The organism is Nitrospira sp., from assembly GCA_030692565.1.
GTDB lineage: Bacteria > Nitrospirota > Nitrospiria > Nitrospirales > Nitrospiraceae > Nitrospira_D.
This window is the reverse complement of record JAUYAO010000026.1, coordinates 84,729-102,790: the sequence shown is the minus strand read 5'-3', so window position 1 is coordinate 102,790 and position 18,062 is coordinate 84,729. Positions and strand designations below refer to the sequence as shown.

Below are 18,062 nucleotides of genomic sequence, written 5' to 3'. Positions count from 1 at the left end.
TCTGCCCCTCGGCACAGGTCAGAATAATCCGGGCCCGTTGCGCCAACGCCTGAGCGGGTTTCGGGCGGCGCGTCCACTGCTGCAAGGTCTCTCGTTCAGTTGTCGTCAAGGTCAGCGGAGCTGTCGGTCGTCCCGTTCGCAGGGCGTCCTCCCTTCGATACCTGAGGACACCAGCGAGGCACAACTTATTCCACGGACTTCAGAGACAGGACACTAGAGCAGTGCATGCAAACTCGAACGGACCTTGTGCCGCTCTTCATCCAGTCACGCGAATTCGCTGACCTGGCGACGGCGCGGGAACGCCAGGCACAGGGCCTGCCAGAACAATGGGTAGAACAGGTCGCCCGCTTGGCGGAAAACACGCATGTGGTTGTGGTCATCGACTCACTGGACGTCTTATCCATCGCCCGCGAACACGACATATTGACGTACTTCCTGGCACAAATTGACCGGCTGCTGCTGATTCCCAATGTCACTGTTATCACAGCTTGCCGCAACTTTGACCGCAAATACGACCGGCGCATTGCCGCACGGCAATGGGATTGCGAATTGCAGTGCCCGCCGCTTGACTGGGAGACTGAAATTGCGCCGTTACTCGACAACTTCAGAATCGATTCAACCAATATTGATACCATCACCCGTGAACTGATCCGGAATCCCCGAGAACTGGCTCTATTTGTCGAACTGGCCCAGCATGAAGGCAGCTTCAACGTGGTGACCAGCCAAGCGCTGGCACAACGCTACCTCGATACCATCGTGCGGGCCGATCCCGCGCTGGGGGACGCAGCGATGCAATCGATTGAAGCCATCGCTGATGTAATGCTGAAAGCACGTAGCCTGTCGATTCCTCATCAGCGCCTCGGCGCGTCGCAGGACATCCTGCGGCGGCTGAACAGCCTCAACGTACTGCAAAAAACCCACGATGGAAACGTGACCTTCGGTCATCAAACCCTGCTGGACGTACTGGTAATAAGTGGAGCCGTGCGCAAGGGCTGTACGCTCAATGAGTTCATAAACGACTTACCGCCTGTACCATTCGTGCGCCCAAGCATCCGCAGCTTCGTTGCTCAGTTGGCAACTGGGGATCGCCGCGAGCTCAGGAAACAAATACGTGCGGTATTAACTGGTAGCGCCGCCTTTCATATCCGGCGTTTGGTTGCTGAATCGTTTGCCCAGCAAATACCACAGGATGACGACTGGTCCTTGATCCGTGACTTGCGAAATACACACCGTGAAGTGTTTCAAGTGATTTACACCCAAGCAGCAGCGATTGAGTGGCACCGTTTCTGGTTCGCCCACCTAGTTCCTGTTTTGAAAGATACGCGGGATGCCGAGGGGTTTACAGCGCATGTGCATCGGGTAGCGCAGTGGAAAAATGGCGATGCCGCAGGAGTGCTGAGTTTCTGGATGGATGCCTTGGCTCTGGCCTGGCTGGATGCCAATGGAATCGCCGCGCAATTAGAGATTTCTCTATCCGAATTCCAAGCAGAGAATTTGCCGTTGGTTGTGCCCTTGCTAGAGCATCTACTCAGCATGCCGAAGTCAGAGCATAGTCTCTTGGGTCATGCTGTCGCGCGCTGTGTAGCCACTGACGCTGTTGATGACAAATTGCTATGGCGCTATATCGCTGGCGACATCAGCAAAGACGACGTAATAAAGTTTCACTTTGACAACAAACTACATTGCCAGCCCCATGAATTTAGAGATAAGAACGACAACTTCCTGAAACAACGGATGGTGCAATCCACCGTCCTCCTTGATTTAGCGTTGGAAGCACTCGAGCAGTGGAGCCAAATCCAGTCATCGCACTATGGCAAGACCCAAATAGGCTATCGCAGTGGGTACCTGCGCAATACCTCATATGGTGATACCCACACACAGACCGATGATTCATACATAGACAGTGAACGGATTCTGCTGGATGCGATTGAGGCGGCCATTCTCGATCACGCCAAAAAACACTCCGACTGGTGGCAGAAGAACCGGGAGCGCCTGTGCTTTAACCACGAAGGTGCATTGTGTTATTTCGCTGTCCTTGCTGTCACAAATTCACCGGAACACAATCTAGATTTGATAGGACGCCTGCTGTGTGACGAAAACTTACTGGAATTCGAGCTTTCTTTCGAATTGTGCACACTTATCCGGTCAGCATACATATGCCTTGATGACGCCACACAAGATGCAGTGATGGCGGCAATACAAGCCGTATGGGAGGAATCCGCAACAGATGCGGCCACATGTTCGTGGATGTTGAAGAAGCGAGCAGAATACATATCCGCCATCCCATGCCACCTACGCTCGGCGGAAGCGCAAGCAATGCTAGATGCATACGAGAAAACAAATGGGCCATTGGTTCGACAGCCGTCCATCGACGTGCGGGGCGGCATGGTCTCCGCTCCATTTTCATTTGAGGTATTTCTGGATATCAGCGATGACGGCGTAATTCGTTTGCTGGCGCATTACGCTGACTACGACCGCGATTTCGATAATTTCTTAATCGGAGGAAAGCGAGAGGTTGGTCTGCAACTGCGCGAGGCGTCGTCTCGACACCCATCGCGATTCTTGGGATTGATGATCGCGCATTGGGCCGATATTTCAGCAGGTTTTCGGGACGACATCATGGACGGCATCGCCACCTACCTGGCGCATCGCTATGGCAACTTGCAATCCAACGGCACTTGGATACCGCGTGAAGAGCCCGATGCTCCTGCCTTGGGGAGTCAAATCCTTGACGAGCTGGAAAGACACCTCATCCACTGGCAACTCAATCGCTCCACAGCCAAGGCTCTGGAAGCCTGCGCACATGTCATCCAGGATACACACACTGCTGCACGGCTGGCGTACTTGGCAACCGGCTTTGAAGAGCTTAGGGAAGAAAGCACCATCCATGGAGATTCGGTCGATTTGCTTACCACCGGTATCAATATGATGAGCGGAAATGTTGCTGAAGCCTTGATGATTTCGGCCAACAATCTTGAAGAGCGTGGCATTGCACTGCCCGAGTTGTTGCCGCACGCGCTACGTCGATTTGCCAGCAACAAACACCCTGCAATCCGCGCCCTGATGCTGCAACGTTTGCCATACCTCCAAAGCCGGAACCCCGAGTTGGGCTGGGAATTATTTCATCTTGCCATGCAGGATGCTATGGGACTTTGGCAATCCGCCGAACGTTGTCTTTATTACGCCTATCACGATCACTTTCAGAAAGTTGCCCCCTTACTTGAGCGCATCTGTCGTGAGGGCAGCAAGGAAGACATGGAAACTTGGGGGCGCATTTCGGCCTTGGCCGCTCTGACGGGGCATATCGACTCTGCCGAATTGCTTAGTGAATTGAACACTCTAGAGATTGCCGAAGCTTGGCAAGGGGCAGCTCGCGTTTGGAGCCACCCTGTAAATATCAAACGTCATCGCGAGCAATGCCTTGCAGGTATCGAGGCGGGCCTGAAAGCAGACGGCCCTCATGCAGTGGCAGTCGCTCGACAAGTAGACAACATCTTTCGGGACAATGCGCAGGCCATCTCTATCCCAATAGAATTGATACGTCTCTGCTTTAGAGTGTTTGAAAACGATAGAGAACACAAACATCACCGACTGTTCGGATTTGATGAATGGCTCAACGTCATTTCGCAGCGCGATCCAGAGCTCGCCTTAGCCGCAACCGAGATTTACTTGGCTTATGTCAGTCATGCCAAGCCGTACTTTTACGACCATGAAAATCGACTTGTCCAGCTAATGACCCGGCTTTTTTCCGAAGCCGAGGAACGGGAAGAATCCGACCATGGCGCGATGCTTCGACGCGTGGTATCGGTGCAAGATTTGCTGTTGTCATTGGGAGTGAATTCCATCAACGATTGGCTAAAGGCGGCCGAGCGGCAATAACTATGCGCTCATGAAAACAGGAAGAAGAAATGGGGCAACACTACTTTTCTGTGGGAGTCTGAGTGCAATGTGGCTCTGGCGGGATGTGCGAGTGAGTGGTGAGTGGCGATGAAAGACCGGTGGTGAAGCCGATGACACTATCCAAACTTCTGACGACTGTGGTCTGTGTGCTGAGGCTCGGTGCCGTTGTACCGACGCAGGCCGTTGCTGACCAGGCCCAATATATCTACGACGACCTGGGCCGGCTCTCCCAGGTGATCGACGGGCAGGGGAATGTCGCGACGTATACGTACGATGCCGTGGGCAATCTGCTCTCCATCACGCGCAACACCGGCGGCGTCGGCGCACCGACGATCGCGGCGCTTACGCCGAATACCGGCAATGCGGGCGTCTGGGTGAACATTTCGATCACCGGCACCAATCTCACCGGCGCGGCGCTGGCCATGGACAACCCCGGCATCCTCGTCCGCAACGTCCTCACCACCCCGACCTCCCTCACCGCCACGTTCCAGATTTCCTTCGCCGCCCGCACCGGCGCCACGGCTGTGACCGTGACGACGACAACCGGCTCGGCGACGACGTCATTTTCAGTGAATGCTTCCGCTCCCGTCGTCTCGGCCCTGTCTCCCATCTCCGGTCCGGTCACGAGATTGGTGACGATCACCGGCATTGGGTTCAGCGCCACTGTCCATGGGCATATCGTGAATTCACCACACTTGACTTAGTTCACTTTCGAGTTTATTGTTAGTCTATGATTAAATTAAATATCCACGAAGCGAAAACACATCTCTCCCGATATTTGGCGAAGCTGAAAGTGGGGGATCGTATTCTCTTGTGCCGGCATAATCACCCTATTGCAGAGATTACCCCCTTGCCTCAGACGGAGGCTCGGCCCCGCCCGATCGGTTTGGCCAAGGACCGATTTACCGTCCCTCGGTCATTCTTCGAACCGCTGCCAGACGACGTGCTTCAAGCCTTTGAACATTCGCGCGGATGAAGTGTCTGCTCGATACATGTACGTTCTTATGGATCATTTCCGGTTCTGACGAACTCTCTCCCAGGGCGAGAGCGTTGTTTGTGGACCCCGCCAACGATGTGTTGCTCAGTGCGGTGTCGGTCTGGGAGCTTTCCGTGAAACATGCGCTGGGCAAGTTGTCCTTGCCAGGTCCGATCGAGCGGTTTCTCGTGGAGCAACGGGAGCAGCATGGGATCGTGACGCTGCCGCTCGATGAACAGGCGGTACTCCATCTTCATAAGCTGCCTGCGTTGCATCGCGATCCATTCGACCGGATGTTGATTTGCCAGGCTATTGAGCACGATTGTTTGCTGCTCACTCCCGATCCTCTGATTGCGCAATATGCGGTTAGGACTCAGTGGTAAGAGAGCTGCTCCCTAGTTGACTGGGCCGCAGGTGTTCGTGCGTCACGCGTGCTCCCAGTTTGCTGACTAGGCAGCCGGACGCTGTGTCATTCGGTTCTCGGTCTACATGGGTTGGGGCCGTGTGACGGTTACCACTTTCCTAACCAGTGGCGCGATCCGGCCAGGTAGGCTGGGATGCCAATGGCGAGAAAGACCAGCCCCTGAACAAAGTAGTGGCTGGCGATATCCGGCGGAGTCAACCGGCCAAGGAAGATAAGGGCGGCTGCACTGATCGTGGCTCCTAAGGTGGTGCGTTTGGGACAAGGACGAAAGCGGCCCTCGTCGTATGAGCGCAGCACCCACACAATCATCCAGGCCAAGGCGCCGATTCCCAGCGCTCCCGCCAAATCGGTGAGCCCGATCAGGACACTGTCGACGATGAGTCGCGAGGTGGCGCGGGAACCGAGATCGAGTTTGAGACGGATGCCTTCCCCCACAATGAGGAGAAGGCCGACAATGGCCACGCCGATCGAGAAATGCCAGTGAGTCAGCGGCTTTTCAGGATCCTGGTTGCTGGAGGAGGGAGGCAGATCCGTGCGGGACATCAAGCGACGTCGGACGAGCGCAGTGAGATCGTACCCGCAATCACACGATAACGACGAGTCGGCGTTCATTTGAAGGCAGCGTGGGCATTCAATCGACATGTGACGATATCCGCAGTCTGCTAGAATGCATTCGAACGAAGCTTCTCTCCACCGCCACCATACCGCGAGACCTCGATGCAGTCACGTAGATCCTGTCAAACGCTCATTGCTCTGGGGAGCCTTTTTGCCGCGCTGGCCGTTGCCGCGGGGGCGTTCGGCGCCCATATGTTGAAGTCGATATTGGATCCGCCGATGCTGGCCGTGTTTGAAACTGCGGCCCGCTATCAGATGTATCATGCTCTGGGCATGATCGCGGTTGGATTGGCGGGGCAGGTCTTTGGTTGCCCTCTGGTGGCGCGCGCCGGCTGGTGTTTTGCAGCCGGGATCTTCCTCTTTTGCGGGAGTCTCTACGGTGTCTCGTTGCTGGGTATTCGCTGGTTAGGAGCCATGACACCGATCGGGGGGCTGGCGTTTATGACGGGTTGGAGCTTGCTCGGCTGGTATGTCTGGCGCGAACAGGTTGTCACGCGAGAGTAAGAATGTCCCGGGTCGGAGGGTTACGGCTTGCAGTCGCTGGTCCGTTTTCCGCTGATCGATCCCCATCCGCCTTGTGAGTTCACGAAGGTGCCTTCCAAGCCTTTTCCTTCTTTGGTGAATTGCAGGCTGTCTTCCTGGACTTGGCCGTTGCTTTCCCAACGAAGATAGACGTTTTCTCCAAGCACGACGGTTTCGACCAGCCCGGAGACCTGGGGATATTCAGACCCCGGGGGAGGGAACAGCATGGCCAGCTTCTGTTCTTGATGATGCTGCTGGTGATTGTGAATGATCCATTGCCAGGTTCCGCAGAGTTTGTTGCGTCCCCGCACCGTTCGTACCCGATCTTTCCAGGTCCTGAGTTGCCACCATTCCGCGATCGCCCGCTGTTGCGCGTCGAGGGCCAAGCGTCCCGCTGTAAGGGCGAGAGGCACGCGGTCGGCTGCGGTGGTATCCGGTTTCACGTCGGCCAGTTGCGTCAATTCTTTCATCGTCTGAGCGAGACTGGGAATGGCTGCCGTCGTCTGGATCCAGTTCACAACTGTGGCCGACGGAGCGGCAACGAGGTCCGCATGCTGACTCAAGGATTGCGTGACGCGGTCGGCTGTCTGCCAGGCAGCCAAGTTGGCAATGAGCCGTTGGGCAGACGCCGTCAGTTCTTGGACACCCAGCTCTTTGGCAACTTTGGCGGGGATGTTCTTTGCGGCGACGGTACTCGCGACGTCTTGGAGGCCCAGCGCCGGTCCCACTTTCGTTGTGAAGAGGGACAATGCAGCCGCATTGTCCGACAGGGTCCCCAGCGCTTCCGACTGAGCTTGGACTAATGGATACAGTTCAGCAGGTCCGGAACTAGGGTCTGCTGCGTGGCCAGAGGAGACGAGGAGGAGCAGACTGACAAAACAACCTGCGATGTTCAGGGATCGACTCATAGGTCACCAGGATAGGGATGAATTCGAGGGTGATGGAGATGTTCGCTAGGTTCCTTGAAAGCAGGCCTTGAGGAAGACGGCCGATCGTTCCCAGGCTGTGGCGGTGATATCCGCGCGATAGGAGTCGGTCTTCATTTCATTGCTGAAGGCATGCGGCGCATCGGGGTGCATCGCGATCTCGACCTTCTTGCCATATTCAGCGGCGGCGGCGCGTAATTGTTCGGCATCGTCTGCGGTCGCCCAGGTATCTCGCCCGGCTTGATGGTAGAGAATCGGGGAGATCACCTCTTTCATCAGCTCGCGAGGCTGGAACATTTTCCCGTAGTAGGCGACCGTCGCGCGCAATCGCTTTCGCTGAGCGGCGAAACGGAGTGCCAGCGAGGCCCCCATCCCATAGCCCACCACTCCGTGGATATTCCGCTTGGTGAAATCTTTCGTGTTCAGATATTCGCAACAGGAGTTGATGTCCCGAAGCACCAGAGATTCGTCGATTTTTGCCATCAGCGCTTCGCCGACCTCATCATTGGCGGTGACCATGCCGCCGATCCGTCCATAGAGATTGGGGATGACGACCACATACCCTTCACAGGCCAGACGAGCGCCGAGATCCTTGATTTGCCCGGTCAATCCCCATCGGTCGTGCAGCAGCACGAGACTCGGGTAGAGCATTTTTGTCTGCGGCCAAAACAAGATCGTTTCAACCTGCACTTCTTTCGGCATGCGTGTCTTGATGTAGGGATCCACCATGGCATCGCTATGGGTTGGGATGGGCACCCCGCTCGGGAATCGGGCGATTCCCGTGCCGATCTGATCCAAGGTATACGGTGCCGAATGTGTCGTGGTCATGGTGCTCAACCCTTTCCCCGCGCGTATTTCAGAAAGCTGATCCGTATCGAACCTGGGTTCCGACTATAGGGAACCGTTTGCGGGAATGTCAACGGAGTGTCATGACGTGAACTCATTGACCCGTAAGGACATCCACTCTACAGTGCCAAACAGGAGAAGCTCATATGACGGTACCGCCCAAAATCGGCCTGGGGCTCATAGGCGCCGGGCGCCATGGCACTCGCTATGCCCGCCATCTGATTCAGGACATGCCTCAAGCTCGATTGCACGCGGTCTGTCGGCAACACCCGGAGCAGGGGCTGGACGTTCCCGGAAGCGAGGCCGTCAGAATATATGGACGGCCCGAGGAGCTGATCGCGGATCCCCTGGTCGATGCGGTCATTCTCGTTGTTCCGCCGGTACTCCATAAAGATCTATGCCTGGCCGTGGTTTCAGCGCGGAAGCCGGTGCTTATCGAGAAACCTCTGGCAACGACCTACTCTGATGCATGCGTCATGGTTGAGGCGGCTGCACGGGCGGGGGTGCCGTTGATGACGGCTCACACCCTCCGATTCGATGCGACGATTCAATCGTTGCTCGCGTCTCGCTCGCGTATCGGCCAGTCCCGACAGCTCGTCTTGACGAGCCATATCGAGACGAAAGGGCGGAGTGCGGACCATGCGGATGGCTATGGCCGGCGTGGAGCGCTCCTGGAGTTCGGGGTGCATCTGCTGGATCTGGTTCGCGTGCTCACCGGGGAGGAAATTGAAACGGTGCAATGTGTCTTGGATCACATGCCGCCGGGTCACCCGGAGACATTCGCGAAGGCCCAGCTCCGAACGAAAAGCGGGATACCGTGCAGCATAGAAGTCGCGCGTGTGGAGGCAGGGCGAGTAGGGCGGGCCGAATGGATCGGCTCAGACGGCCAATTTCTAGCCGATTGGACGAACCGGAATATTCGGTATACAGACAGCGCCTCCCGCAGCGAGGAGTGGTCGACCGCATTGAGTCCAACCATCCTCACCGCGCTGCGGGAGTTTTTGCGTGCGCTGCAGCAACACACATCGATGCCGATTACCGGGGACGACGGTTGCCGCGCTGTCGAGATCGCCGAAGCCTGCTACCGTTCCGCCGCGGCCGGCGGCACGGCCATCACACTGCCTCTTCGGGCATAGGGTCCATCGTGTGCCGCGTGCCTGTCTCACCCGTTCCGCCTGTGTCGCTCTTCGCGCCCTGCTTAGGCGTCCGCCACGATATGAGTGTCGGTTTCCTCGACTCCTTCAATCGCATGCACCTTGGTAATGACGACGTCTGACAGGGTTCGCTCGTCTTGCACGCTGATGAAGACGAAAATATCCGGCCGACCGAAGCAGGAATGGGCCTGTTCAACCCCGGTAATCTTTTTGAGTGCCTGGACGACGTCCTTGGTCTTGCCGGCCTTGACCTTAATCAGGATGTACGCGCGTGTTGCCATAGCTTCCTCCTTGGTGTGCTGCAATGATTCGTCTCAAAGGTCGCATCGGATACTAACTTGATCCAGCCCCAGGCATCTCCTTTCTGCGTGATGAAAATATATGCTGAAACTCGAGCCCGCGTGCGTGAAGAGCCTGCCGGGCATCTCGCACCAGCTGCATGAACCGGTGAAACTCTTCGACCGACAGATTAAACGGTGCGAACCCTTGCGCGAGAACGTGTAAGTCTTCAGGCGAGCGTCGCGCTTCTTCATCGGAGAGCCGCTCTAAAACGTCCGCTGTCCATCCGGTTGTCCGGAGGCCTTTGACGATGTCCTCAGCCTGGTCGCCATACTTCTGCGCAAGCGCCTGTCGAGCAAACTCTAGGACCGCAGCATCACCGCTTTTGGTAAAGACCGACTGGAACTGAATCACGAACCGGATAATGTGATTGGCCTCAGGAGTGCCTTCTGGGGGTAAGACCTCCGCGTCTTGCAGCGTGGCCAGCACGGCCATGGCTGAACCGATGTGTGGCGAAGCGGTCTTGGTGGATCGTTGTGCTTGGGTCAGGTCCGGTTTCTGGGCAGGGTCAGCCCACGCCTGCCGAAGCTCACCGATCGCCAGGAGTCCGCCGAGCATGAAGGGCGGAAGGAATAGCGTCATGATGGACGCGGAAGATTGCGGCACCGGGGAGAGGCATCGAAGAGAGAGACGCATGGCGGGCATTATACAGTCTTACGCGGCGGGCAGCTACCGGCGTCATGCCGGTCGATCATTCGCTTGCAACACCATTGAGGAGTTTCTATAATCCCGCGTTCGTCGGGCACAGAAAGGTGTGATGCTCCATGCTGGCCAAGGTCGCGAGTGCTGCACTCGTGGGGCTGGATGCTCATCTTGTCGACGTCGAAGTCGACATTTCCGGAGGGCTTCCACAATTCTCTGTGGTGGGATTGCCGGATGCGACCGTGCGCGAAAGTCGTGATCGCGTCCGCGCCGCTCTGAAGAACACGGGTTTTCATTTTCCTGCCAAGCGCATTACCGTCAATCTGGCCCCTGCAGGCATCAAGAAAGAAGGCTCCGGCCTCGATTTGGCCATTGCCATCGGGATCCTCGTCGCGGAAGAGGTGATCCCGCAAGAGGCCTTGGACCGGCGGGTCTTATTGGGCGAGCTTTCTCTGGACGGACGAATCAAACCGATCACCGGTGCGTTATCGTTCGGACTGGCCTGCCGCAAAGGTTATGACCTCCTGTTGCCTGCCGCCAATGGGACCGAAGCGGCGCTCGTTGACGGGGTGAATGCCTATCCGCTCCATACCTTGCCGGAAGCCGTCGAGTTCCTAAAAGGAAGCCAGCCGCTCAATGCCTGCCCATCGAATTTGAACCATCTCGAGTCCTTACGGCCGGCGGATGATGAGGACTATGCCGATGTACGCGGGCAGGATCACGCCAAGCGGGCGCTGGAGGTCGCCGCGGCCGGCGGCCACAATCTTCTGATGGTGGGGCCGCCGGGATCAGGAAAGACGATGCTGGCGCGCCGCCTCCCATCGATTCTCCCGATTATGGAGCTGGACGAAGCGATTGAAACGACCAGAGTCCATAGTGTGGCCGGCCAGCTGCCGCCGGATCGTCCGTTGCTCATGGTGCGGCCGTTTCGATCCCCGCATCATAGTATTTCGGACGCCGGGCTTGTGGGCGGAGGAGCCGTTCCGAAACCGGGCGAGGTGTCGCTCGCGCACAACGGCGTGCTGTTTCTGGATGAATCTCCGGAGTTCAAGCGCCCGGTGCTGGAGGGATTGCGCCAACCGCTCGAAGATGGTCATGTGACGCTGACGAGAGCCAGCGGCACGATACGGTATCCGGCCCGCTTCATGCTGATCGCGGCCATGAATCCCTGTCCCTGTGGATACTATGGTGACCGGTCCCGGCCTTGTGTGTGCACGGTGCCGCAGATTCGTCGCTATCGCGCCAAGCTCTCCGGCCCCCTGCTCGACCGGCTGGATCTGCACTTGGAAGTACCGCCGGTGCCGATTCGCGAGTTGCGCCATGAACAGCCTCCGACCGAAAGCTCTGCCGCGATTCGTGCCCGTGTGCTCGCAGCGCGCGGGCGGCAGCAGGTACGGTATCGGGGCGACGGCATTTACACCAATGCCCAGTTGAAGCCCAGACTCGTGAAGCGGTATTGTGGGCTTGCGGCCGGGCCCCAAGAATTGCTGGAGCAGGCCATGGCCAGGCTCAATCTGTCAGCCCGCGCCCATGGACGCATTTTGCGTGTCGCGAGGACCATTGCTGATTTAGCGGACTCTGATAAGATTGAGACCGTCCATGTCGCGGAAGCGATTCAGTATCGGGCGCTCGATCGGGCGATTGAGGTGTGACGGGTTGTGCTGACGACCATGAAAGTCTTTCTCTGGTGGTTCGTCGTCGGGGCGACGATGGCGCTCTCAGTGCTGATGCTGCAAGGCGGCATACGCGATGTCATGCAGGCGCAAGGGTCGGTCTGGACGCTCAAACTGGCGGAACTGCTGACGACCATCATCGGTGGGGGCCTGCTCGGCGGCTGCATCGCCTTGATTCTCGATCGCATCAAGAAGTCGTAACGCGGTCTGTCTTTTTACTGACAGTTGGTCACACGAGGGGAAACATGGATCTTGAAGTCGGATCGAATCTCTATCGCAATACAGATGGCACCATAGAAGTTGAGGGGGTGCCGCTCATCCAGGTCGCGCAACACCGCTCGACGGGAGCGATCCTGCTGAATTTCGCGCTGTTCGACCAGACGGGGAAAATGCTCGTCAAGTTAGTCGACAGCACCATCATGTTCAACGAGCGTCGTGCCTATGATGTGACGAAAACACCCAAGACGGTGACGTTGAAGGAATCAACCTCTGGGAAAGTCTTGCTCCAGTTCGACGTGAAAGCGCCGAACGTGGTGGTATTTTCCAAGGGTGAATTCCCCACGATGAAGGGTCACCTCCTGGAAGTGTCTTCGAAGGAATGGAAAATCGACAAACTTCGAGCCAGCGGCACGACACAGGACGCCTCGGGCGGAGCCGTCAGACTCGGATAGCGCAAGTCCGACGGCCAATCAGCGATCAGCCCTCCGCTGTCACGGTCGGAACAATCACCAGCGCCTGTTCCTTCCGATCGATTGAGGCGGTGTCCCCGTCGCGCAATTCACCCTTCACGAGGAGTCGTGCGAGGGGCGTTTCCAACTCCTGCTGAATGAGCCGCTTGAGCGGGCGCGCGCCGTAGACCGGATCGTAGCCGCGTTCTCCCAGATAGGCGAGAGCTGCCGGGGTAATGGCCAGCTGAATGCGCCGTTCGGCCAGTCGTCCCCGCAACCGTTCCAGCTGAATCTCCACAATCTTCACGAGTTGCTCGGTCGCCAGCGGGTGGAATACGACGGTTTCGTCCACGCGATTGAGAAATTCCGGGCGGAAATGTTGCCGGAGCTCTCCCATGACGACCGATCGCATCTCATCATACGAGGCCCCGGTCTGTTGCGACTCAAGAATTTGGGGACTGCCGATATTCGAGGTCATGATTAGGACGGTATTTTTGAAGTCGACCGTCCGGCCTTGGGAATCCGTCAGCCGCCCATCATCCAGGATTTGCAAAAACACATTGAAGACGTCGTGGTGTGCCTTTTCGATTTCATCGAAGAGCACGACGGAGAAGGGGTGACGGCGCACCGCTTCGGTCAACTGCCCGCCTTCCTCGAAGCCTACGTATCCCGGCGGCGCTCCGATCAGACGGGCAACCGTGTGCTTTTCCATATACTCCGACATGTCGATGCGAATGAGGTTGCTCTCATCATCGAAGAGCACGGTCGCCAGCGCTCTCGCCAACTCGGTTTTCCCCACACCGGTCGGGCCGAGAAAGAGGAACGATCCGATCGGCCGGTTGGGATCTTTGATGCCGGACCTCGCCCGCAGTACCGCATCGGCCACCGCGCGCACGCCTTCGTCTTGACCGATGACCCGTTGATGCAGCAGATCCTCCAGCTTGAGCAGTTTGTCGGACTCGCCTTCCATTAAGCGCGAGACAGGGATCCCGGTCCATCGACTCACGACTGCGGCAATCTCATCCTCATCGACTTCTTCCTTGAGCAGCCGGTTCTGATCCTGCTTTTTCCCCAAGGACGTTTGTTCGATAGCGAGTTCCCGTTCCAGACGGGGGAGGTCTCCGTAGCGGAGTTCCGCCACGCGATTGAGATCGTAGGCCCGCTCGGCCTGTTCAATTTTCAGTTTCACTTCTTCAATGGCTTCTCTGGTCTTCCGGAGACGTCCGACCGAAGCCTTTTCTGAATCCCACTGCGTCTTGAGGACCTGAGCGGCGCTCTGTTTTTCGGCTAGTTCCGTTTCGAGCGTGCTCAATCGAGCGGCACTCGCCTGATCCTTTTCTTTCCGGAGCGCTTCGCGCTCGATCTCCAGTTGGAGGACTTTGCGGGAGACTTCATCCAGCTCAGCCGGCAGACTATCGATCTCCGTCCTCAAACGTGCCGCTGCCTCATCGACGAGGTCGATGGCTTTGTCGGGCAGGAAACGATCCGCGATGTAGCGGTTCGATAACTTTGCCGCTGCCACCAGGGCGCCATCTTTAATACGCACGCCGTGGTGAACTTCGTAGCGCTCCTTCAGGCCGCGCAGGATCGAGATCGTATCCTCGACCGACGGTTGATCGACCAGGACGGTTTGGAACCGCCGTTCGAGCGCGGCATCTTTTTCGATATGTTTCCGGTATTCATCGAGCGTGGTGGCTCCGATGAGGTGCAACTCGCCCCGCGCAAGCATAGGCTTGAGCAAGTTCGCCGCATCCATCGAACCCTCGGCCGCGCCGGCTCCGACGACGGTGTGTAACTCGTCGATGAACAGCAGAATTTGTCCCTGCGAGGATTGAATTTCCTTGAGCACCGCCTTGAGCCGCTCTTCGAATTCGCCGCGAAATTTCGCGCCGGCGACCAGCGATCCCATATCTAAGGTGATGACTCGTTTCTGTTTCAGCCCTTCCGGGACATCTCCCTTGATAATCCGGATGGCTAATCCCTCGACGATGGCGGTCTTGCCCACGCCGGGCTCGCCGATCAGGACGGGATTGTTCTTGGTGCGCCGGGAAAGAATTTGAATCACCCGGCGAATTTCATCGTCGCGTCCAATGACGGGATCGAGCTTTCCCTGCCCCGCTGCCCGCGTCAGGTCACGGCCGTATTTTTCGAGCGATTGATAGGTGCTTTCGGGATCTTGCGTGGTCACCCGTTGATTGCCCCGTACTTGTTGCAAGCCGGACAGGAGACGATCGCGCGTCACCCCCAGCTTTTTGAAAATACCGCCTTCTTGAACCATGGCGAGCAATACGTGCTCGACGCTGAGATAGTCATCTTTCAGCGCGGCCTTTTCATCTTCGGCTTTGCTGAGCACCTGGCTTAAGCGATTCGTGACATGCACCTGTCCTGGACCACCGCTCGCACCCTGTACCTGAGGCAATTTGCCAAGCGCCTGATCGGTGGCCTGACGAACGGCGGAGAGTGCCACGCCGGCTTGTTCCAGCAACGTGGACGTTGTTCCGCCTTCCTGATCGAGGAGCGCGAGCAATAAATGCTCAACGTCGATGCCCTGGTGGCTGCGGCGCATGGCATGCGATGAAGCCGTTTGCAGGGCTTCCTGGAGTTTCATCGTCATTGTGTTCATATCCACGGGAATTCCTCCTCGACAGGTGCGCGAGTTGCTGATGGATCTCTAATAATCATCGGTCAGCACGTGTCAAGCCATGAGCAGGGAGATTCTCCTTTCGCTTATCGGTTCTTGACCGGCCAGCCGTTCAGGATTAAGGTGCGGACCCGTGCAATCTGATGCGCCTGGAATCCTTGATGCAGGTGGTAAAACCAGCCCGTACGCAAGGTAGAAGCAACAAGAAATGGTAAGAGGTTGAGATGCCCAGCCAGATGTCCTCATTGTTTGAGCTCTATCGGCAAGCGATTCGGTCCACCGCACGTTCGCTCCGTCATGGCTGGATTGCCATGCTCGCGTTGGTGGGGTTTGCGCTGCTGTTTGTCGGGGTATCGCAGGTGGCAGGCTCATTAGGGATCGCCGGCGGTTTTCTGCTCGGGGCTCTCAATGCGTTGTTGGTGGGGGCGACGCTTTCGTTGATCGAGCACTCGCTCGGCGGCGCGCGTTCCCTTCAACTGCAGGATATCCAGGAAAGTCTGGGTTGCTACTTTTGGGAAGTGATCGGGGTAGGGTTTGTCTTGTGGCTCCCCATCATGGCGCTCGATCTTGGCACTCAGGCGAACCCCTATGGGCAATTTCTCTCGTCGGCGGCGCTCCTGCTGCTCTTCATTTTACTGAATCCGGCGCCTGAGGTGATTTATCAGGTACGGCAGGATTCTCCGCTGGATGTGTTGAAGACCTGCTATGAGTTTGTGTTGGAAAATTGGATCGAATGGTTCTTGCCGTTCGGACTGTTGATACTTCCAGTCGTGCTATCGCCCTCCGGGCTTGAACAGTTTGTCCGGTTGGCCAGTCGTCTGGGTCGAGGAGCCGGACTCGACTTTTTCCAACTCTTGATTCTCCCATTCACCGTCCTTGGCGGGTGGTTCGGCTATCTGGGAATCCCGTCCGACGCCTACTGGATTTTGGCGATTATTTTGACTCCTCCCGTGGCCATGAGCATCCTCCTGTTCCGCGGCCATCTCTTTGCATTACTCCATGGCTCATCTCACCGGCAGCGCGCGTTCGCCCGTCGATTTGATGACGGGCGATAGTTAGTCGGATTGCGACTGCCAGCGCGGAACTCGCGCCGATTCCATGGTCGAGACCGTGCGAGAGGTTTAAATTTCACAACATATTCTGGAATTCACGGGAAACAGTACTGCAACAGTTGTGGCAGAGAGTGAAATAATGTATGGTTTTACCTACACTAGCTTTTTGAGTGATTCCAGCTCATCAGACGAAGGCATCTCGGATCATGAGACTTTCCATATTTTGGCGCTTAGTTCTCACCTGCCTGGTGATTATTGCGGTCATGGCAGGGGTGAATCTCTATGCCTTATTCCAGCTTCGCCAGCTCACGGCGCTCAGTACAGAAATGGCTTCGTTTCACTATCCGGCCGTTGAGGCGGCCAAGAGACTTCAGGAGTCCTTGTTTGCCCAACTCAATAGTGAAAAAAAATATCTGGCGACGAAAGATGGAACGTTTCTCACGAATTTCAATGAAGAGGTTGAAGAATTCCAGCGAAATCTTCAGCATCTTCGTGATCAAGAAATCGCACCTCATGCAATCACGTTGCTTCAGGAGGCCGGGCAGCTACTGCAAGAGCGCCTAGTCCTTTTTCATGACGAATTCGAGCAACCCGGCGATCGGGTGGGCGGGCATGAGGTAGGATACGAGAACCGTCGAGATGCCATCATGGATCGGATGTCTGCGACGATTCAAAGTTATATCGACGTACATGAAGCACGGGTGAGTGTGGGGGTCAGCGAATCACGTGCCAGCGCCGCGCGGGCGGAAGCCGTCACGGAGCAGTTAGTGCTGGTTGCCTTGGTATTCGGGCTTGGACTCGCGGGGATTGCCAGTTATAGTATTCTGCGTCCGCTTCGTCAGTTGCAGGGACATATCAAGCTGATTGGGCAAGGAAAATTCGGCACACCCTTGGAGATTACCGCACCTTCGGAGCTTCGCGATCTGGTCGATACCGTGAACTGGATGGGGGGAAAGCTCCAGGAGCTGGACGACATGAAGTCGGAATTTCTCGCCCACGTGTCGCATGAACTACGCACGCCGATGGCTTCAATTCAGGAAGGGACGCATCTGCTCCTCGATGAAATTCCCGGACCGCTCCTAGCAGAACAGCGAACCACGCTTCGGATCATGGCCGATAGCAGTCGACGGTTGATTCATCTGATCTCGACTATTCTCGATCTTTCAAAGATGGAAGCCGGAATGATGGAGTATCGGATTGTCCCGATCGATCTGAATCGCATTGCGGATATTTCAGTCAACAAAGTCAGACTTTTGGCTGATTCCAAACACGTTCAGCTCCTGACGGAACACCCGAAAGAACGTCTGTGGGTGAAGGCCGATGCGCTGCGCATTGAACAGGTGCTGGATAATCTCTTGTCAAACGCCTTGAAATTCAGTCCTGAAGGAGGCATCGTCAAGCTGCACATGGCTCCCGATCCTAAGGCGGGGGTCTTGGAGATATCTGTATCCGATGCCGGACCAGGTATCGATTCCGAAGATCTTCCCCATATCTTCGAACGGTTTTATCAGGGACGAAATAAGGCCAAGAATGCCTCCGCAGGGAGCGGGCTTGGATTGGCGCTGGCAAAGAAAATTGTGGAAGCCCATAGCGGGCGGATCTGGATTGAAGGTGAGGCTGGAAAGGGAACGACTGTACGGTTTATCCTACGGTTGACCAAACCAGGCGGGACAAGCTGAGGGTG

17 protein-coding genes are annotated in these 18,062 nt (G+C 56.7%); 10 read left to right on the top strand and 7 right to left on the bottom strand.

Features of this window, described 5'->3' with window-relative positions:
- Positions 1–142 (bottom strand): IS630 family transposase (locus Q8N04_06750; GenBank protein MDP3090359.1); only part of this gene is annotated, 142 nt, incomplete at its 3' end.
- 83 nt (positions 143–225) lie between these two features.
- Here Q8N04_06750 and Q8N04_06745 point away from each other — a divergent pair.
- The 3 genes from Q8N04_06745 (at position 226) to Q8N04_06735 (ending at position 5,259) form a co-directional block, all read left to right on the top strand.
- On the top strand, positions 226–3,879 hold the full coding sequence (locus Q8N04_06745) for a hypothetical protein (GenBank protein MDP3090358.1): 3,654 nt from the start codon (positions 226–228) through the stop codon (positions 3,877–3,879).
- Positions 3,880–4,010: 131 nt separating this feature from the next.
- Complete coding sequence (locus tag Q8N04_06740; GenBank protein ID MDP3090357.1) at positions 4,011–4,604, top strand: RHS repeat domain-containing protein; 594 nt, start codon at positions 4,011–4,013, stop codon at positions 4,602–4,604.
- Between the two features lie 268 nt (positions 4,605–4,872).
- Positions 4,873–5,259: a type II toxin-antitoxin system VapC family toxin gene (locus Q8N04_06735; GenBank protein ID MDP3090356.1), complete on the top strand. Its 387-nt coding sequence runs from the start codon at positions 4,873–4,875 to the stop codon at positions 5,257–5,259.
- A 128-nt stretch (positions 5,260–5,387) separates the two neighbouring features.
- On the opposite strand, the gene Q8N04_06730 is transcribed toward Q8N04_06735, so the two are convergent.
- Positions 5,388–5,942 (bottom strand): hypothetical protein, encoded by a 555-nt coding sequence (locus Q8N04_06730; protein MDP3090355.1) that lies wholly within the window; start codon positions 5,940–5,942, stop codon positions 5,388–5,390.
- 75 nt (positions 5,943–6,017) lie between these two features.
- Between Q8N04_06730 and Q8N04_06725 the strand changes: the two genes are divergently transcribed.
- The gene (locus Q8N04_06725; protein MDP3090354.1) at positions 6,018–6,419 is read left to right on the top strand and encodes a DUF423 domain-containing protein; all 402 of its coding nucleotides are present in this window, start codon (positions 6,018–6,020) and stop codon (positions 6,417–6,419) included.
- A 20-nt stretch (positions 6,420–6,439) separates the two neighbouring features.
- Here Q8N04_06725 and Q8N04_06720 read toward each other — a convergent pair whose 3' ends face one another.
- Both Q8N04_06720 and Q8N04_06715 read right to left on the bottom strand, forming a co-directional pair.
- Complete coding sequence (locus Q8N04_06720) at positions 6,440–7,345, bottom strand: hypothetical protein (protein ID MDP3090353.1); 906 nt, start codon at positions 7,343–7,345, stop codon at positions 6,440–6,442.
- A 45-nt stretch (positions 7,346–7,390) separates the two neighbouring features.
- Complete coding sequence (locus tag Q8N04_06715) at positions 7,391–8,191, bottom strand: dienelactone hydrolase family protein (protein ID MDP3090352.1); 801 nt, start codon at positions 8,189–8,191, stop codon at positions 7,391–7,393.
- Positions 8,192–8,355: 164 nt separating this feature from the next.
- Between Q8N04_06715 and Q8N04_06710 the strand changes: the two genes are divergently transcribed.
- Entirely contained in the window at positions 8,356–9,345 is a 990-nt protein-coding gene (locus tag Q8N04_06710; protein ID MDP3090351.1) for a Gfo/Idh/MocA family oxidoreductase, read from the top strand.
- A gap of 62 nt (positions 9,346–9,407) precedes the next feature.
- On the opposite strand, the gene Q8N04_06705 is transcribed toward Q8N04_06710, so the two are convergent.
- Entirely contained in the window at positions 9,408–9,644 is a 237-nt protein-coding gene (locus tag Q8N04_06705) for an Lrp/AsnC ligand binding domain-containing protein (protein ID MDP3090350.1), read from the bottom strand.
- Between the two features lie 52 nt (positions 9,645–9,696).
- Complete coding sequence (locus Q8N04_06700) at positions 9,697–10,284, bottom strand: hypothetical protein (protein ID MDP3090349.1); 588 nt, start codon at positions 10,282–10,284, stop codon at positions 9,697–9,699.
- Between the two features lie 182 nt (positions 10,285–10,466).
- On the opposite strand from Q8N04_06700, the gene Q8N04_06695 reads away from it, so the two are divergent.
- Genes Q8N04_06695 through Q8N04_06685 form a run of 3 tightly spaced genes read left to right on the top strand, consistent with a single transcriptional unit; the run spans position 10,467 to position 12,688 of the window.
- Complete coding sequence (locus Q8N04_06695; GenBank protein ID MDP3090348.1) at positions 10,467–11,996, top strand: YifB family Mg chelatase-like AAA ATPase; 1,530 nt, start codon at positions 10,467–10,469, stop codon at positions 11,994–11,996.
- A 6-nt stretch (positions 11,997–12,002) separates the two neighbouring features.
- The gene (locus Q8N04_06690; protein MDP3090347.1) at positions 12,003–12,218 is read left to right on the top strand and encodes a hypothetical protein; all 216 of its coding nucleotides are present in this window, start codon (positions 12,003–12,005) and stop codon (positions 12,216–12,218) included.
- A 44-nt stretch (positions 12,219–12,262) separates the two neighbouring features.
- Positions 12,263–12,688, top strand: a complete 426-nt coding sequence (locus Q8N04_06685) for a hypothetical protein (protein ID MDP3090346.1) — start codon at positions 12,263–12,265, stop codon at positions 12,686–12,688.
- A gap of 25 nt (positions 12,689–12,713) precedes the next feature.
- Here the strand turns inward: Q8N04_06685 and clpB are convergent, their stop codons facing one another.
- Positions 12,714–15,308, bottom strand: coding sequence for an ATP-dependent chaperone ClpB (gene clpB, locus Q8N04_06680; GenBank protein MDP3090345.1), 2,595 nt, complete (start codon positions 15,306–15,308; stop codon positions 12,714–12,716).
- Between the two features lie 242 nt (positions 15,309–15,550).
- Here clpB and Q8N04_06675 point away from each other — a divergent pair, with 242 nt between their 5' ends.
- Together Q8N04_06675 and Q8N04_06670 are read left to right on the top strand one after the other, a co-directional pair.
- Positions 15,551–16,381 carry a hypothetical protein gene (locus tag Q8N04_06675; GenBank protein ID MDP3090344.1) on the top strand — a complete coding sequence of 277 codons (831 nt, stop codon included), beginning with the start codon at positions 15,551–15,553 and terminating at the stop codon, positions 16,379–16,381.
- A 203-nt stretch (positions 16,382–16,584) separates the two neighbouring features.
- On the top strand, positions 16,585–18,057 hold the full coding sequence (locus Q8N04_06670; protein ID MDP3090343.1) for a HAMP domain-containing sensor histidine kinase: 1,473 nt from the start codon (positions 16,585–16,587) through the stop codon (positions 18,055–18,057).
- The last annotated feature ends 5 nt before the right edge of the window (positions 18,058–18,062 follow it).

What these genes read in the sequence shown, in the direction of transcription:
- Q8N04_06745 (MDP3090358.1), top strand. Translation starts at nt 226, where the DNA reads ATGCAAACTCGAACGGACCTTGTGCCGCTCTTCATCCAGTCACGCGAA.
- Q8N04_06740 (MDP3090357.1), top strand. Translation starts at nt 4,011, where the DNA reads ATGACACTATCCAAACTTCTGACGACTGTGGTCTGTGTGCTGAGGCTC.
- Q8N04_06735 (MDP3090356.1), top strand. Translation starts at nt 4,873, where the DNA reads ATGAAGTGTCTGCTCGATACATGTACGTTCTTATGGATCATTTCCGGT.
- Q8N04_06730 (MDP3090355.1), bottom strand. Translation starts at nt 5,942, where the DNA reads ATGTCGATTGAATGCCCACGCTGCCTTCAAATGAACGCCGACTCGTCG.
- Q8N04_06725 (MDP3090354.1), top strand. Translation starts at nt 6,018, where the DNA reads ATGCAGTCACGTAGATCCTGTCAAACGCTCATTGCTCTGGGGAGCCTT.
- Q8N04_06720 (MDP3090353.1), bottom strand. Translation starts at nt 7,345, where the DNA reads ATGAGTCGATCCCTGAACATCGCAGGTTGTTTTGTCAGTCTGCTCCTC.
- Q8N04_06715 (MDP3090352.1), bottom strand. Translation starts at nt 8,191, where the DNA reads ATGACCACGACACATTCGGCACCGTATACCTTGGATCAGATCGGCACG.
- Q8N04_06710 (MDP3090351.1), top strand. Translation starts at nt 8,356, where the DNA reads ATGACGGTACCGCCCAAAATCGGCCTGGGGCTCATAGGCGCCGGGCGC.
- Q8N04_06705 (MDP3090350.1), bottom strand. Translation starts at nt 9,644, where the DNA reads ATGGCAACACGCGCGTACATCCTGATTAAGGTCAAGGCCGGCAAGACC.
- Q8N04_06700 (MDP3090349.1), bottom strand. Translation starts at nt 10,284, where the DNA reads ATGACGCTATTCCTTCCGCCCTTCATGCTCGGCGGACTCCTGGCGATC.
- Q8N04_06695 (MDP3090348.1), top strand. Translation starts at nt 10,467, where the DNA reads ATGCTGGCCAAGGTCGCGAGTGCTGCACTCGTGGGGCTGGATGCTCAT.
- Q8N04_06685 (MDP3090346.1), top strand. Translation starts at nt 12,263, where the DNA reads ATGGATCTTGAAGTCGGATCGAATCTCTATCGCAATACAGATGGCACC.
- clpB (MDP3090345.1), bottom strand. Translation starts at nt 15,308, where the DNA reads ATGAACACAATGACGATGAAACTCCAGGAAGCCCTGCAAACGGCTTCA.
- Q8N04_06675 (MDP3090344.1), top strand. Translation starts at nt 15,551, where the DNA reads ATGCCCAGCCAGATGTCCTCATTGTTTGAGCTCTATCGGCAAGCGATT.
- Q8N04_06670 (MDP3090343.1), top strand. Translation starts at nt 16,585, where the DNA reads ATGAGACTTTCCATATTTTGGCGCTTAGTTCTCACCTGCCTGGTGATT.